General features: G+C 39.6%; 14 protein-coding genes. 13 read left to right on the top strand and 1 reads right to left on the bottom strand.

Features of this window, described 5'->3' with window-relative positions:
* Window positions 1-178 precede the first annotated feature (178 nt).
* From FZF08_RS19995 to FZF08_RS19935, 13 genes are all read left to right on the top strand, one after another.
* Window positions 179-685: a hypothetical protein gene (locus FZF08_RS19995; RefSeq protein WP_159472145.1), complete on the top strand. Its 507-nt coding sequence runs from the start codon at window positions 179-181 to the stop codon at window positions 683-685.
* A complete protein-coding gene (locus tag FZF08_RS19990; protein ID WP_159472142.1) occupies window positions 682-882 on the top strand; it encodes a helix-turn-helix transcriptional regulator in 201 nt (66 codons plus the stop codon). Before FZF08_RS19995 ends, FZF08_RS19990 begins: the two co-directional genes overlap by 4 nt.
* A 152-nt stretch (window positions 883-1,034) precedes the next feature.
* A complete protein-coding gene (locus FZF08_RS19985; protein WP_159472139.1) occupies window positions 1,035-1,589 on the top strand; it encodes a hypothetical protein in 555 nt (184 codons plus the stop codon).
* 222 nt (window positions 1,590-1,811) lie between these two features.
* Window positions 1,812-2,351, top strand: a complete 540-nt coding sequence (locus FZF08_RS19980) for a carboxymuconolactone decarboxylase family protein (RefSeq protein ID WP_159472136.1) — start codon at window positions 1,812-1,814, stop codon at window positions 2,349-2,351.
* Between the two features lie 44 nt (window positions 2,352-2,395).
* Window positions 2,396-2,956, top strand: a complete 561-nt coding sequence (locus tag FZF08_RS19975) for a carboxymuconolactone decarboxylase family protein (RefSeq protein ID WP_159472134.1) — start codon at window positions 2,396-2,398, stop codon at window positions 2,954-2,956.
* Between the two features lie 29 nt (window positions 2,957-2,985).
* On the top strand, window positions 2,986-5,757 hold the full coding sequence (locus tag FZF08_RS19970; protein ID WP_159472131.1) for a TonB-dependent receptor domain-containing protein: 2,772 nt from the start codon (window positions 2,986-2,988) through the stop codon (window positions 5,755-5,757).
* A gap of 17 nt (window positions 5,758-5,774) precedes the next feature.
* Window positions 5,775-7,025 (top strand): MFS transporter, encoded by a 1,251-nt coding sequence (locus FZF08_RS19965; protein WP_159472128.1) that lies wholly within the window; start codon window positions 5,775-5,777, stop codon window positions 7,023-7,025.
* An 86-nt stretch (window positions 7,026-7,111) separates the two neighbouring features.
* Window positions 7,112-8,260: a DUF3179 domain-containing (seleno)protein gene (locus FZF08_RS19960; protein ID WP_159472125.1), complete on the top strand. Its 1,149-nt coding sequence runs from the start codon at window positions 7,112-7,114 to the stop codon at window positions 8,258-8,260.
* A gap of 88 nt (window positions 8,261-8,348) precedes the next feature.
* The gene (locus FZF08_RS19955; RefSeq protein ID WP_159472122.1) at window positions 8,349-8,918 is read left to right on the top strand and encodes a carboxymuconolactone decarboxylase family protein; all 570 of its coding nucleotides are present in this window, start codon (window positions 8,349-8,351) and stop codon (window positions 8,916-8,918) included.
* Between the two features lie 78 nt (window positions 8,919-8,996).
* On the top strand, window positions 8,997-10,121 hold the full coding sequence (locus tag FZF08_RS19950; protein WP_159472119.1) for an AAA family ATPase: 1,125 nt from the start codon (window positions 8,997-8,999) through the stop codon (window positions 10,119-10,121).
* On the top strand, window positions 10,114-10,605 hold the full coding sequence (locus tag FZF08_RS19945; RefSeq protein ID WP_159472116.1) for a hypothetical protein: 492 nt from the start codon (window positions 10,114-10,116) through the stop codon (window positions 10,603-10,605). Before FZF08_RS19950 ends, FZF08_RS19945 begins: the two co-directional genes overlap by 8 nt.
* A 15-nt stretch (window positions 10,606-10,620) precedes the next feature.
* Entirely contained in the window at window positions 10,621-11,619 is a 999-nt protein-coding gene (locus FZF08_RS19940) for an NAD-dependent epimerase/dehydratase family protein (RefSeq protein WP_159472113.1), read from the top strand.
* A 76-nt stretch (window positions 11,620-11,695) separates the two neighbouring features.
* Complete coding sequence (locus tag FZF08_RS19935; RefSeq protein WP_159472110.1) at window positions 11,696-13,102, top strand: lipopolysaccharide assembly protein LapB; 1,407 nt, start codon at window positions 11,696-11,698, stop codon at window positions 13,100-13,102.
* Between the two features lie 109 nt (window positions 13,103-13,211).
* On the opposite strand, the gene FZF08_RS19930 is transcribed toward FZF08_RS19935, so the two are convergent.
* A complete protein-coding gene (locus tag FZF08_RS19930; RefSeq protein WP_159472107.1) occupies window positions 13,212-14,207 on the bottom strand; it encodes a glycosyltransferase family 9 protein in 996 nt (331 codons plus the stop codon).
* Between the last annotated feature and the right edge of the window lie 23 nt (window positions 14,208-14,230).

Genomic DNA, 14,230 nt, shown 5'->3' with positions numbered 1-14,230 from the left:
GTTAGTGTCAACAATGCGCTTCATCGAAAAACAATGTGAAATACTGACAACTAAAAAGATATTAACAAAAATCTATATGTATATTTTATTTGATAAAATGTAAACTATATTTTACATTAATTAAAATATAGTTTACATTTGAAGTGTTATGTTGATGTACTTTTAAAACCTCCGTTTTATGAAAACAAAATATCTACTGCCGAATTCCTGGCGGCCTTATGGGTTTATCCTGACTTTTATTTCCATGCCTCTGGCAATCTGGATGCTGATTGATGGCGCTAACTTCCCAATTACCGAAATTCCAACACGTTTGCATTTCAAATATCCCGACTGGGAAATGTTTCGGAATATTTTCGCGATAAAGCCCGATGGGACTGTCAGTTTTCGGAATATTCAGGATTTACTTGGCCTGATGTTAATCACAGGTTTATTTATTATTGGTTTTTCCAGACTTAAAGTAGAAGACGAGCGGATTGCTCAAATAAGGCTTGAATCATTGCAGTGGGGTATATATGCTAATTATTTCATTCTGTTTTTATGTATAATGCTGGTATTCGGGACTTCATTTTTCCTGATCATGATCTATAATATTTTCACGCCTCTTCTCATTTTCATCACACGGTTTTATTGGCTCTTAATAGTTCAGCCGAACATTGAAGCGAAAAAAGAAAGGAGTTTATCATGAAAAACAGAATAAGAATTGAACGTGCAATTTTGAATATTACGCAGGCAGATCTTGCAGAACGTGTCCAGGTTTCACGGCAAACGATTAATGCCATTGAAGCAGGAAAATATTCGCCAACCCTGGCATTAGGAATGAAGATTGCCCAACAGTTTGAGAAGACTGTAAATGAAGTTTTTGAGTTGGAGGAAGGCGATTGAAATTGGAATTAATGAAATGAAAATGATACTTTTTGAATCTCTGAACCAGTCATTTTTCCAAAAAATACTTTCTCAGAGACGAGTTTAGTTGCAAATTCTATTCATTTCTATATATTTGCACAATTACAAGTAATACTAATACTTTTGTAACCTTGGGTCGCATTCTTTCCATATTGCTTTTCGGGCTTTTGCTTTACAACATGATGGGCTATTCGGTAGTCTATTTGTTGGAAGATAAGTATGCTGTAAGTGCCGGAAATGACGATTTCATTGAAAGACACGAGTTTTCGAAAGACATTGTAATAAAAGTGCCGGTTTCACTTCCTTATCAGACAACCTGGGACAATCCGGAACCGGCAGAAGGAAAAATTCAGCACGAAGGCGAATACTATCAAATGAAATCGCGGCAGCTGATTAATGATACCATGTACGTTCATTGTGAGTTTGACCAGAATGCCCGTGATCGGTTCATGAGCCTTGTCTCGCATATCAATGATGAAGTTTCAGGTACTACTTCGGATACGCACAAAAAATCTCCTTCAACAATCCTTAAAAGTTTCCTTAAAGAATATATGACTTCCACAAAGAAGCATGTTTTCTATGTAATGGAATGGTCTGAAAAGTCGATTTACACTTCAACCTACAAAAAATTAACTCCGCTTAATGCTCTCCTGAGCATTCCCTCGCCACCGCCTGATTTAGTTTAAGTTTTATTTCTTTTTGCACAATTTGAATTACACCCGGCTTTTGAGTGATTTAAAAATCATGATGCCTGTTGTGGTTTATACGGTTTTAAATCGTCTCATTTTTTTGTGCAAATCGATTTTTGAATTCTTATAACTATTTCAAAATTAGTTAATTATCATTTTATAAAATTTTGGTAATTAACAATCAGCAGTAACACGGCTGATTAATTGGCGCATTTTCAAATGGCACATATACAACTACCGAACGAAGAACTTCCGGGTATCGTAGGACTTTTTAATTTTAAACCCGAAACGGCAAAACCGCTAGGAGCTCTGGCAGATGTTTTGCTCAGAGGACCGTCTCCACTAACAAGTGGCGAACGTGAGCTGATCGCTTCCTACGTTTCCAATCTTAACAATTGTCACTTTTGCCACACCTCGCATGGTGCTGCGGCAATGGCGCATTTGTCTTGCGATGTGAATTTGCTGGACGATATCAAACAGGATTTCATAACCATTCCGGTTTCAGAAAAACTACGTGCATTACTTAGTATTGCTGCAAAAGTTCAGAAAGGCGGAAAACATGTTTTGGAAGAAGATATCATGGCAGCGCGTGAAGTAGGAGCAGTGGATCAGGAAATCCATGATACGGTTTTAATTGCAGCTGCTTTTTGCATGTTCAACCGCTACGTGGATGGATTAGGTACCTGGGCACCGAAGGAAAATGAAGCTTACCGCGAAATGGGTGAGCGTATGGCTTTTGTCGGTTACAACCGCTATTGAAATCCGGAGTTTTCTATTTATCCAAACATCTAATCCACAAAAAAATGCCTCATATCGATCTGCCGGCACATTTGCCAGGCATTACAGGACTTCTTGAATATAGTCAGCATACCGCAGGGCCAATCCGGGAACTTACCCAGATTTTGCTGAGAGGTGATTCGACCCTTACGCAGGGAGAAAGAGAATTGATCGCAACGGTGGTTTCATATAATAATGAATGTGTGTTTTGCACAACGGCACATACAGCTGCGGCCGATTTACTTTTAGGTGAATCTGAAACCTGTGAAATGGTTAAAGCAGATATTGATTCCGCGCCTGTAAGTGATAAAATGAAAGCACTATTAAAAATTGCCAGGCTGGTACAGATCAGTGGGAAAGCTGTTACGCCCGAAGCTGTTGCCACTGCAAAAGAAAATGGTGCTTCGGATGAAGAAATCCATGATACCGTTCTTATCGCCGGATTATTTTGTCTTTACAACCGCTATGTTGACGGACTTGCCAGTGTAACGCCTGCCAATCCTGAATTTTATCAATATCTCGGAGAAAGAATTGTAAACCATGGATACAACAGGCTTCCGCAAGGGTATGACCATTTGAAAAAATAACTCAGATACTCTCCTAACAAATTAATGATATGAAAAGAAACTTTTACCACTTTATAGTACTATTGAGTCTGTTGTTTTCACAACTAACCAATGCCCAAACTGTCAAAGTTGTCGGGACAATTCTAGATTCTGAAACGAAACAACCTTTGGCTGGTGCTTCTGTTTTTGTGAAAGGAAATCTTTCAGGAACGATTACTAATGCAACCGGAAATTTTGAAATAAATATTAATACACCGGCTTCCCTGGTTATTTCTCTTGTGGGTTATGAACGTCAGGAAGTCAGAATAAATAACAATTCCTCAATTACAGTTTCTTTGAAAATGGCTTCGGAACAGTTGGATCAGGTCGTTATTTCGGCTTCACGTGTGGAGGAGAATATTCTCCGTTCCCCGGTAAGTATCGAGAAAATGGATATTCGTGGCGTTCAGCAAACGCCATCGGCAAATTATTACGACGGTTTGGTGAATATGAAATCGGTGGATATGGTCACCAGCAGTTTGACATACAAACAAATTAATACCCGCGGATTCAACAGTACCGGAAACAGCCGTTTCCTGCAACTTGTTGACGGTGTGGATAATCAGCCTTCCGGTTTGGGATTTGCGATGGGAAATTTATTCGGTCCGCATGATATTGATGTTGAAAGTGTTGAGCTGATTCCCGGTGCAGCTTCTGCACTATACGGGCCCGTTGCTTTCAATGGCATGTTATACACACGCACAAAAAATCCTTTTGATTACCAGGGATTAAGTATCCAAACCAAATTTGGAGCGAATCATATCAATGACGGTACCGGACTTGGTGCCAAACCGCTGTACGATATGGCGATCCGTTACGCCAAATCTTTCAACAACCGTTTGGCATTTAAACTGAACGCATCTTATTTGACGGGAACGGATTGGTATGCAAATAATTACACCGATATCGATCCAAATACCCCTGCCGCAAACAGAGGGCCAAATAATCCGGGAAGAAATGCCGTAAATATTTATGGTGACGAAGTGGCACAAACTTTACCAAATATTGGTCGCGTGTCGCGTACGGGTTACGAAGAAAAAGATCTTGCGACATATGGCGTATATAGTCTGAAGTTAAACGGCGCGATTCATTATCGGATTAGTGATAAAATTGAAGCCATTTACCAGGGGAATTTCAATCAGGGAACGGCACAATACACCGGCAGTAACCGTTTTGTGATTAATGATTTCAAATTTATACAACACCGTTTGGAGGTAAAAGGAAGTAATTTTTACGTTCGGGCTTATTCCAATCAGGAGCTTTCGACGAATTCTTACAATTCCCGTGCACTTGGACAACTTATTAATCGTCTTTGGGTAAAAGATTTAAACGGAAATACGGTTGCGCCAAATGTTGCCGATGCAACCTGGTTTCAGCGTTATGCAGCCGCTTTCAACGGAACAATTTCAGGCGTTACTTTGAAGGATCCGACCGCTGCACGTGCTTTTGCGGATCAGGGAAGAATTTTACCGGGAACTGCGGAATTTGATGCAGATAAAGAGCAGCTGATCAAAACAAGAGGATTGGGCGGTGCAGGGATTCTTAGTAAATGCAGCCTTCGTCATGTGGAAGGAATGTACGATTTAAGTTCTCTTTTGCATGTTTTTAGTTTGCAGGTAGGTGGAAATTATAGAAAATACAATCTGGATACAGGTGGTACTTTGCTGGATGATTTAAACAAAAAATTGACAAATGATGAGTTTGGAATGTTTGCCCAGGCTTCCAAATCCTCATTTAAAGATATGTTGAAACTGACGGTTTCAGGCCGCTATGATAAAAACCAGAATTTCGACGGACGTTTCACGCCTCGTGCTTCTGCTGTATTTTCTCCGGGTGAAAATCATCATTTCAGAGCATCATACCAAACAGGATTTCGTAACCCGACCATCAGCGATCAATATATAAAACTGAATGTTGGTCCAATCATTATTTTGGGAGGCGTTCCTGTAAATTCCGTGGGATTGAATGCCTATGAAAACTCCTTTACTGCCGCTTCGGTTAGTGCTTTTGCCAATGCATTTGGAGCACAGGTTGCACAGGGAACACCGTTTCCACAAGCAGTTGCCAATAACAAAGACAAATTGGTGAAATCAAATGTCCCTTATATCAAATCGGAAAAAGTGAAAAGCTATGAAGTTGGTTATAAAGGAATTGTTGGCAAAAAACTGCTGATTGATGTCAATTATTATTTCAGTGAGTATACTGATTTTATTATCAACACCGTCGTGATACGTCCAACGGCAAATGTTTTACTTCCGGATGGGAAAATTAATCCGGATGCTGCTGGTGAAATTCTGAATGGAAAAACACAGGCATTTCAGTTATATACCAATGCCGCGGATAAAGTTTCCATTCAGGGTGTGAGTACCGGCCTGACTTATTTTTTGCCAAAAAATTACAGAGTCAGTGCCAATGCGACCTGGATTGATTTCAATTTACGTGATGCAAATGCCAATAATATTCCTGCTTTTAATACGCCAACCTGGAAAACGAATCTTACGTTAAGCAACGCTCGTTTGACAGAAAAACTTGGATTCAGCGTGGCCTGGCACTGGCAAAATGCCTTTGACTGGTATGGAACATTTACAGAATTACGCCCGGGGAGAATCTCGGCATACAGTTTATTGGATGCGCAGGTAAGCTATAAAGTTCCGTCCATGAAAACGACGATAAAACTTGGCGCTTCAAATCTGACAAATCATTATGTGGTTCAGGCGTTCGGATCTCCGTCCGTTGGTGGATTATATTATGTGAGCTTGAATTTTGATCAGTTATTCAGATAGGTTATATAAATACGGAAATGGAAACCCTGGAATTAAATGAAATAAAAAGTCCTGTACTGACCAGAAAATGGATCACATTCAGTCTTTGTATGCTGGCCTATATTCTCAGCGGCACAGTATCTACATTGATGTCTGTTTATCTGCCCGTTGCCATTCCGGATTTGATGCACAGAGAAATTCCGGAAGCAGAAATGGGAGAGATCGGCGCTTTTATAAACGCTACTTTTTTGTACGGCTGGATGTTTGGCGGATTGCTTTTTGGATTGGTTAGCGACCGTGTGGGAAGAGTGAAAACCTTTGCTTTTTGTACAGCACTTTATGGAATTGCTACTTGTCTTGTTGTTATCGTGCCAAACTGGTACTCATTAATGGGACTTCGTTTTGTTACCGGAATGGGCGTTGGAGGCGTACTTTTGGTTTCAACGGTTTATATTTCTGAAATCTGGGAAAAGAAAACCCGCCCGGTAATGCTTGGGGTTCTGGCCGTTTCTTTTCCAATTGGAATTGTAGCTACCGGAAGTTTGAACATGATCTTTTCAGAGTGGAGGCCAGCATTCGGACTTGGATTACTTCCCATTGCCATTGCTTTGTTAATCCTGTTTTTAGCAGCTGAGTCCCATTCATGGCAAATAATTAAATCAGCTCCGTTGAAAAATACAGAAAGTGTTTTTGACGGGACAAACCGTTCCAGGCTGATTAAAGGATCTGTTATTTTTGGAGCTGTATTAATCGGTCTTTGGGGTATTTTCTCCTGGCTTCCAACGTGGGTTCAGTCATTACTGGCCGTTGGTCAGGATGGTCAGAAAGAACGGGGATTGACGATGGTTCTTTTAGGAATGGGAGGAATTATTGGCGGTGTTTTATCAGGTTTTCTGGTTAAAAATCTAGGAAGCAGAAAAACACTGATGATCACTTTTACCGGCTGTATTACAGTTTGCTGTCTGTTATTTCTTACAAACCATACCTTTTCTAAGATTGTATATCTGGAAACGGCTTTGTTAGCCTTGTTTTTCGGAATAAGTCAGGGATCGTTATCAAGTTATATCCCGGAATTATTTCCGGTCATTATCCGCGCTACGGCAACCGGATTCTGTTTTAATATCGGACGATTTTTTACTGCTACGGCTGTCTTTTTTATCGGAGCGCTGGTTACAGTTTTAGGAGGTTTTGGCAACGCATTACTGGTTTTTTCAATACCATTTTTCATCGCATTAATTACGGCCTGGCTCAGCAGAGACCCGGAAAGCAATATAAAGAATTTATCATAGGTTAATTAATTCAAGCAAACGGACTTGTCGTTTGACGAGTCCGTTTCTCTAAATTACATCAACTTTATGGTTTCAAAATAAACCAAATGAAAAAAATATTTTACCTCGGAATTGTCGGTCTTATTTTATTTGAAATAGCCAAAGTTTATTTCATCATGCCCATGCCGGGAAGTCAGCGCATGAACAGCATTGATCTCGCTTATTTTTTGCATACCTGGCGCTGGCCATTACGGATTTTCTTTTCACTACTAATCATCATTGGCGCAGCAAGTGTATTTAAAGCAAAAAGGAAATGGATTCCGGTTTTGCTGCTTTTGGTAGCGGTTGGGATAAGTTACGCTGCCAATTTTGAAATGGCAGCAGATACTATGTTTTATCAGCCCAAAACATTATCACTGAAAAACATTTCGGAAAATAAAGTGGATAAAGACCGTCTGGTTATTGGTGTTACCGAAAACGGGGAAGCAAAAGCATATCCGATTCAGTACATCGGTTACCATCATCAGGTTCAGGATGTGCTGAATGGAAAATCAATTATTGTCACCTATTGCACCGTTTGCCGCTCGGGAAGAGTTTTTGAGCCTCTTGTTGATAACAAACCAGAACTTTTCAGATTGGTTGGGATGGATCATTTCAACGCAATGTTTGAAGATGAATCAACCCATAGCTGGTGGAGACAAGCGAATGGTGAAGCGATAACTGGGCCTTCAAAAGGAAAAATGCTGCCGGAAATTATCAGTACGCAAACTTCATTATCAGAATGGATTGCTTTACATCCTAATACACTGATCATGCAGCCAGATCCAGAATTTCAAGCGAAATACGATTCCATGGCCAAATATGAAAGTGGAAAAGGAAAATCAACACTTACCAAAACCGATTCACTTTCCTGGAAAGAAAAATCCTGGGTTGTGGGGATAAAAAGCGGAAAAGCGAGCAAAGCCTTTGACTGGAATCGATTGAGAAAAGAAAGGATAATCAATAGCGTGGTAGGAAACCAGCCAACGACACTCGTGCTGGCATCAGACGATAAAAGTTTTTTTGCCTTCGCCAGACCATCTGAATATGAAGGAATCATACTTAAAAATGATACACTTTACCTCGGTACTAAATCATACAACTTATTAGGGAAAAATATAAGCGCCGAAAAAAGTCAGGATCTAAAACAGATCAATGCGTATCAGGAATTCTGGCACAGCTGGCAAACATTTCATCCCGAAACAGAAAAATATTAGCAGAATAGAAAAGCTTTTATTAGCCATGAAACCAACTTTTAAGGTCACCGCACTAAACGGGCGTCCGTTTTCAACTTTCAACTAAAAAATGGCCTATATAAAGATTCCAGAAGAAGATCAGCTTCCCGGCATACGTGGCCTTATGGCTTTCAGGCCGGAAACTGCTCGTCCGCTTAATTTATTAGCCGAAGCGTTGTTAAGAGAAACGGATAACGATTTGTCCCGGGGAGATCGTGAGTTAATTGCAACCTACGTTTCCTATTTAAATGATTGTCTGTTTTGCCAAAGCGTGCATGGAGCAGCAGCACAATGTTATCTGGAAGATGACGGAAATTTGATTAGTCAGGTAAAAAAGGATTTTCAGAATGCGCCGGTTTCTGACAAAATGAAAACATTACTTTCCATTGCCGCAGGTGTACAGAAAGGTGGAAAATATGTTATACCTGATCAGATTGAAGCTGCCAAAAATGAAGGCGCTTCTGACTCTGAAATTCACGATACCGTTTTGATCGCAGCTGCTTTTTGTATGTTCAATCGCTATGTTGATGGTTTGGGTACCTGGGCTTCACCGGATCAGGCAAGTTACATTCCCCGTGGAATCAGGATTTCAGAGGAAGGATATGCGGGGTTTGATGCTTTGAAGAGTATTGGGAAGTAGTTTAATTCAATATAGAAGTACCAAAGAAGTAATTATGTATCTTTCGATGTTTTGGAAATAATGTAAGAAAACTTCTTCATGAGTAATTTTATCAATCAACTGGAAATAAAAAACTTTAAATCAATCAAGGATTTGAAACTTGATTGTAAAAGGGTTAATGTATTTATTGGTAAACCGAATGTTGGGAAATCGAATATTTTGGAAGGTATTGGGCTTTTGAATCCACGGGTTTTAAATCCAATTCCTGATGAAAAAAGTGTTGTTAGATTTGAAGATTTAAGTGAATTGCATTTTGATAATGATCAGAATAACAATTTGTTTGTTGCTATTGTAACTAATGAGAAAATAATATACAAAGCTGATTTATTTAAACTAGGAAGAAATACGCATGGAGTTGATCCAGGGATTTATTTAATATATCGGGAAATTAATAAGGTTGACGTTAAGTTTTCAGAAGGGGTAAGTTTACCATACAGCTTGCCAAATTCAACTGATGTTGGAAAGTCACTTTTTGAATTCATATTAATAGACAATAATTTCGAGTTGGTTTCCGAAGGGCTCAGCAAAACAACAAATTCCAATAAGCTTATGGAGGATTTGTTTTCCATAATTAAGTATGAATTTAGAAATGATTCTTTGTCCGAAAAGGAGGTATTTGAAGACAATTTACTGATGTCGGATGGCAGGAATATTTTTGATATAGTTACAAATACAGACATCCTCAAACAAAAAATCGTCGAACTATTCAAAAATGACTACGGCCTGCAATTTGTTTTTTCCAAAATAGACAAAAAGTTTTTTGTTCAGAAATTGGTTGATGGCTACATTTATCAATATCCATATTCCTCGGTTGCAGACACTTTTCAGCGCTTTATATTTTATCTTGCAGCCATAGAATCCAATACTAATTCGGTTCTCATTTTTGAAGAACCTGAGGTCCATTCCTTTCCTCCTTATGTTAAAGAGCTTGCGGAAAGAATTGTTTCTAAAGATGATAACCAATATTTTATTAGTACCCACAGTCCCTACATGCTCCAAACACTTGTTGAAGAGCTGGATGATACAGAATTAAATGTGGTGCTAACTTATTATAAAGATTATCAAACCTTTGTTAAAGTATTGACGGCTGCTGAACTAAGGGAAGTTCAGGATTATAACATAGATATTTTTTTCAATCTTAATAAATTTGAACCGAATGCCTGACCTTCGATTTCTTCCGGAATGTCATGCGGATACCACGTTGCTTTTGTTTCTCACAAAAAATGACCCGCGTGTGATTCATGCATCAGGTTATTCAGAAGTTGGAGTTATCACGAGAAATGTTCCGGTTGATACTACCTTGATTGGATTTGTAGACGATGATAAAAGAATTCCTCCTTATTTTGATGATTTTGAAATAATTGATTCAGGCGATAAGGTGATTTTAAAGAAGAAATTGGAAAAGGATCAGTATCTGATTGTAATCCAGAAAGCGATTGAATCTTTTCTTATCTGGAATGCAAATCAGGTTGGAATCGATTTAGCCGAACATGAGTTTCCTAAAGACGTCAAGTTGTTAGGAAACAGGCTGAAAAGTTTGCAGATTGAAAAAGATGAGAATTTTCAGAAATTACTTATCGCTTTGGACAACCAAAATGCCCCAGGTTTTGTTAGAATAAGAAGCATATTAAACCAGCTTGTCAGGTAAATAAAAATCAGTTTAATGAAAATCCTTATTACCGGTGCCACAGGTTTAGTTGGAAGTGCTGTTGCACGGCTATTTCTTAAAGAAAATCATAACGTTCTTGCGCTTTATCGTCAGGGTTCAGACAGAAGTCTTCTGGCTGATGTAGAAGATAAAATCGAATGGATTGAAGGTGATGTGCTGGATATCGGTTCGCTGGAAAAAGCAATTGAAGATATAGACTTTGTCATTCATACAGCCGCCGTGGTTTCTTTTATACCGCGAGACCGCAAAATGATGTACAAAGTTAATATGGAAGGGACTGCGAATGTTGTGAATGTTTGCCTTACCAATAATGTGAAAAAGTTTTGTCACGTCAGCAGCATCGCAGCTTTGGGGCGTCCTGATTCGCGAAAAATTACCCCTGGTCAAGATCTTGTTATTGATGAAGATCAGCGTTGGGAGGATTCTCCTGAAAATTCGGAATATGCAAAATCCAAACATCTGGCTGAGCTTGAAGTTTGGCGTGGTATAGCCGAGGGATTAAATGCGGTTATCGTAAATCCCACTCTGATTTTGGGAGAAGGTGACTGGTCAAAAAGCAGTACCCAGATTTTTCGGTATGTATACAATGAAAAACCTTTTTACACGGAAGGGATAGCCAATTATGTGGATGTTCTGGACGTTGCCAAAGTGGTTTATAAACTTGTTTTTTCAGAAATTTCGGGGGAAAGGTTTTTGTTAAATGGAGGAAGTATTTCCTATAAATCACTGTTTTTCAATATCGCGGATTCTATGGGTAAGAAAAGGCCTTCTTTCAAAGTTGGCTCCGGACTTGCTGCTGTGATATGGCGTGTTGAAGCGGTGCGCACCTGGCTGATGGGAACCAAGCCGTTGATTACAAAAGAGACCGCACAATCAAGTGCACGCCGATTTCGTTACAACAGCGATAAAATTCAAAAGGCAATCGGGTTTGAATTTCAGCCAATTGAGAAAACGATTGCACGTGTCTGCGAAAGTTTAACCGGCAGGATTTGAATAAACCGGATTTATTTTTAACTTTCTTTTATTATTGTGTGGTGTAAATACCCTCAACTCTAACCTACTAATCCGTATGATGGAGAAAAACTTCGGGGAAAGAAAAGATTACATGAAGGAAACATTGCTCAGGTTTGAGCGAATGCTTAAAACCAACGAGTCGGAGTTTTTTGATTTGGAAGCATACGAGAAGGTGACGGAGTATTTTCTTGAAAAAGGAGAGTGGGACAAGGCGTTTCAGGCCTGTGAGCTTGGGTTGACCGATTTTCCATATTCACTTGATCTTTTGCTCAATAAAGTACAAATTCATGCCAACCGTGGAGAGCACGATCTGGCAATGGAAATATTGGAGAGGGCTTCTCTGTTTCATCCGGGCGATGTTGAAATTTCTTTCATGCAGGTCGGAATTTCCAATATGATGGGCGAATATGAAGAAGCAATCACCGTTCTGGAAAACCTGTTAAACCGTTTGGAAGACAAAGACGAAGTCTACTTCCAGATCGGCCAGACTTACCAGAACTGGGGAAAATATGATGAAGCAATTCTGAATTATAAGCTTTCTCTTCGAAATAATCTTGATAATGAAAGCGCCTTGTATGAATTGGCGCACTGTCTTGACCTGATCGGTGAGTTGGAAAGTCATCTTGCCTATTACCACGAACTGGTCGATAATAATCCATTTTCGCATCATGCCTGGTATAATCTGGGTATCGCCTTCAGCAAGCTTGAACGCTATGAAGATGCAGTAAATGCGTATGAATATGCAACGTTGGTAAAAGACGATTTCGCATCAGCTTTTTTCCAGCTGGGGAATTCTTACATGAGTCTGGAACAATATGAACAGGCAAAAATACAATATCTCAGAGCGATTGAACTGGAAGGTAAGCAGACTGAAACGTGCTGCTGTCTGGGGACTTGTTATGAGAAGTTAGGCGAGTTCGAAACTGCGATCAAATATTACCGCGAAGCGGTGAAAATGGATAGTCAGTGGGACGATGGCTGGTACGGTCTGGGAATTTGTTTTAGTGAATTGGGCCGCTGGTACGAAGCCGTTGGTTTTCTTAGAAAAGCAATCCAGATCACGGAATTAAATCCTGATTACTGGCTTGCACTTGCTGAAACTGAATTCCGGGTTGGAAATGTTATTTCCGCTTTTGAAGCTTTTGAAAAAGCGGCGGAAATTGAGCCTTCCAATCCTGATATATGGCTGAAATGGTCGTTTGTTCTTTTTGAACAGGGAAATTACGCCAGAGCTTGTGATCTGTTAACCGCAGCGATTGAAGAAATGCCGGAAGAGGCGGATCTTTATTATCGTATGGCGGTTTACCAAATCCATTCCGGTGATTATCGCGAAGCTTTGATTAATCTTGAAGTTGCTTTAACGCTGGATTATGACGCGCATTTGCAGTTATTCGATTTTTTTCCTGATTTGGAAAAACAGAAAGCATTGTTCAGAATTATCGAACAATACCGCGAAAAGTAAAGGAGATTACTTCGGCTGTCGGCAATCAGCTATCGATAAAATTGGTTTATCGGATGAGTTTGATGGCCGAGAGCCGATAGCATAAAACAGAACGGTTTCTTGAAATCTGCTAAGGCAGAACTTCAAGAAACTGTTCTGTTTTGATATCAACCGCACATTTGAAATGACCTTCCGGACACGCCTTATGGCCATGAAGACCGCACGGACGACAGGCCAGTTTTTCCAAGACTTCAACAATATGTGAATCATCGGATAACGGGCCAAACCCAAACTCTGGAACAGTGGAACAATAAACTGCGGTAACCGGGGCATTAACCGCAGAACTGATATGCATAGGAGCAGAATCATTGACAAAATTCATGACCGAACTTTTCATAAGTGCGGCAGATTGCAAGAATGAAAGTTTTCCACATAGATTTTGAACTTTGTTTTTGGTAACAACCTGACTGTAAATGTTCTCAGCCAACGCATTATCTCCCGGTCCGCCTAACAGGAAAATTTGATACTGACCATCAATCTGATCAATTAACCGGATCCAGCCTTCTTCGGTATATTGTTTTGTAAACCAGACAGATGCTGGCGCGATGCAAATGTAAGGTTTGGATTGATACGGTTTTACAAAATCGAAATCGGCATTGGAAGGATAAAGTTTGGGTTTGCAAATAGTCGCGGAAACTTCACTTTTGATCAATGCATTATTCCGGGTCACTTCATGTACGCCGTTTTCAATGCGATGTGGGAATTTATCAGTGAAGAGAAATGAAAAGGGATTTTTGTCAAAACCTGTTCGTTTTGCAGCATTTGAAAACCCGGTTAATAATCCGGTACTACCAAATCTTTGCAGGTTAATAACCCAGTCGTATTCCGTTTTTCTGATTTGTTTCAATAACTGAAAAAGGCTTTTGAATTTGCTTTCTTTTTTTTTCCAGATTAAAACGTTGGACAAATACGGATGATTTGCAAACAGGCCTTCATTTCCTTTTCTTACTAAAAAATCAATTTGGGCATTTGGGAAACCCTGATGTAAATTTTCCAATAACGAAGTTGCCAGAATTACGTCTCCGATAAAAGCAGTTTGAATAACAAGAATTCGCTTCGGAATCATTTTATTGCTGTTAGAAAATAAAT

This window comes from Dyadobacter sp. 3J3 (assembly GCF_009801115.1).
Taxonomy (GTDB): Bacteria; Bacteroidota; Bacteroidia; order Cytophagales; family Spirosomataceae; genus Dyadobacter.
The sequence above is the reverse complement of the archived record's forward strand: the minus strand, read 5'-3'. Positions and strand labels throughout refer to the sequence as shown.

Excerpts from the sequence above, each read along its gene's own strand:
- FZF08_RS19975 (WP_159472134.1), top strand. The coding sequence starts at position 2,396 with ATGCCTCATATCGATCTGCCGGCACATTTGCCAGGCATTACAGGACTT.
- FZF08_RS19990 (WP_159472142.1), top strand. The coding sequence starts at position 682 with ATGAAAAACAGAATAAGAATTGAACGTGCAATTTTGAATATTACGCAG.
- FZF08_RS19940 (WP_159472113.1), top strand. The coding sequence starts at position 10,621 with ATGAAAATCCTTATTACCGGTGCCACAGGTTTAGTTGGAAGTGCTGTT.
- FZF08_RS19960 (WP_159472125.1), top strand. The coding sequence starts at position 7,112 with ATGAAAAAAATATTTTACCTCGGAATTGTCGGTCTTATTTTATTTGAA.
- FZF08_RS19955 (WP_159472122.1), top strand. The coding sequence starts at position 8,349 with ATGGCCTATATAAAGATTCCAGAAGAAGATCAGCTTCCCGGCATACGT.
- FZF08_RS19950 (WP_159472119.1), top strand. The coding sequence starts at position 8,997 with ATGAGTAATTTTATCAATCAACTGGAAATAAAAAACTTTAAATCAATC.
- FZF08_RS19965 (WP_159472128.1), top strand. The coding sequence starts at position 5,775 with ATGGAAACCCTGGAATTAAATGAAATAAAAAGTCCTGTACTGACCAGA.
- FZF08_RS19980 (WP_159472136.1), top strand. The coding sequence starts at position 1,812 with ATGGCACATATACAACTACCGAACGAAGAACTTCCGGGTATCGTAGGA.
- FZF08_RS19930 (WP_159472107.1), bottom strand. The coding sequence starts at position 14,207 with ATGATTCCGAAGCGAATTCTTGTTATTCAAACTGCTTTTATCGGAGAC.
- FZF08_RS19970 (WP_159472131.1), top strand. The coding sequence starts at position 2,986 with ATGAAAAGAAACTTTTACCACTTTATAGTACTATTGAGTCTGTTGTTT.
- FZF08_RS19995 (WP_159472145.1), top strand. The coding sequence starts at position 179 with ATGAAAACAAAATATCTACTGCCGAATTCCTGGCGGCCTTATGGGTTT.
- FZF08_RS19945 (WP_159472116.1), top strand. The coding sequence starts at position 10,114 with ATGCCTGACCTTCGATTTCTTCCGGAATGTCATGCGGATACCACGTTG.
- FZF08_RS19935 (WP_159472110.1), top strand. The coding sequence starts at position 11,696 with ATGATGGAGAAAAACTTCGGGGAAAGAAAAGATTACATGAAGGAAACA.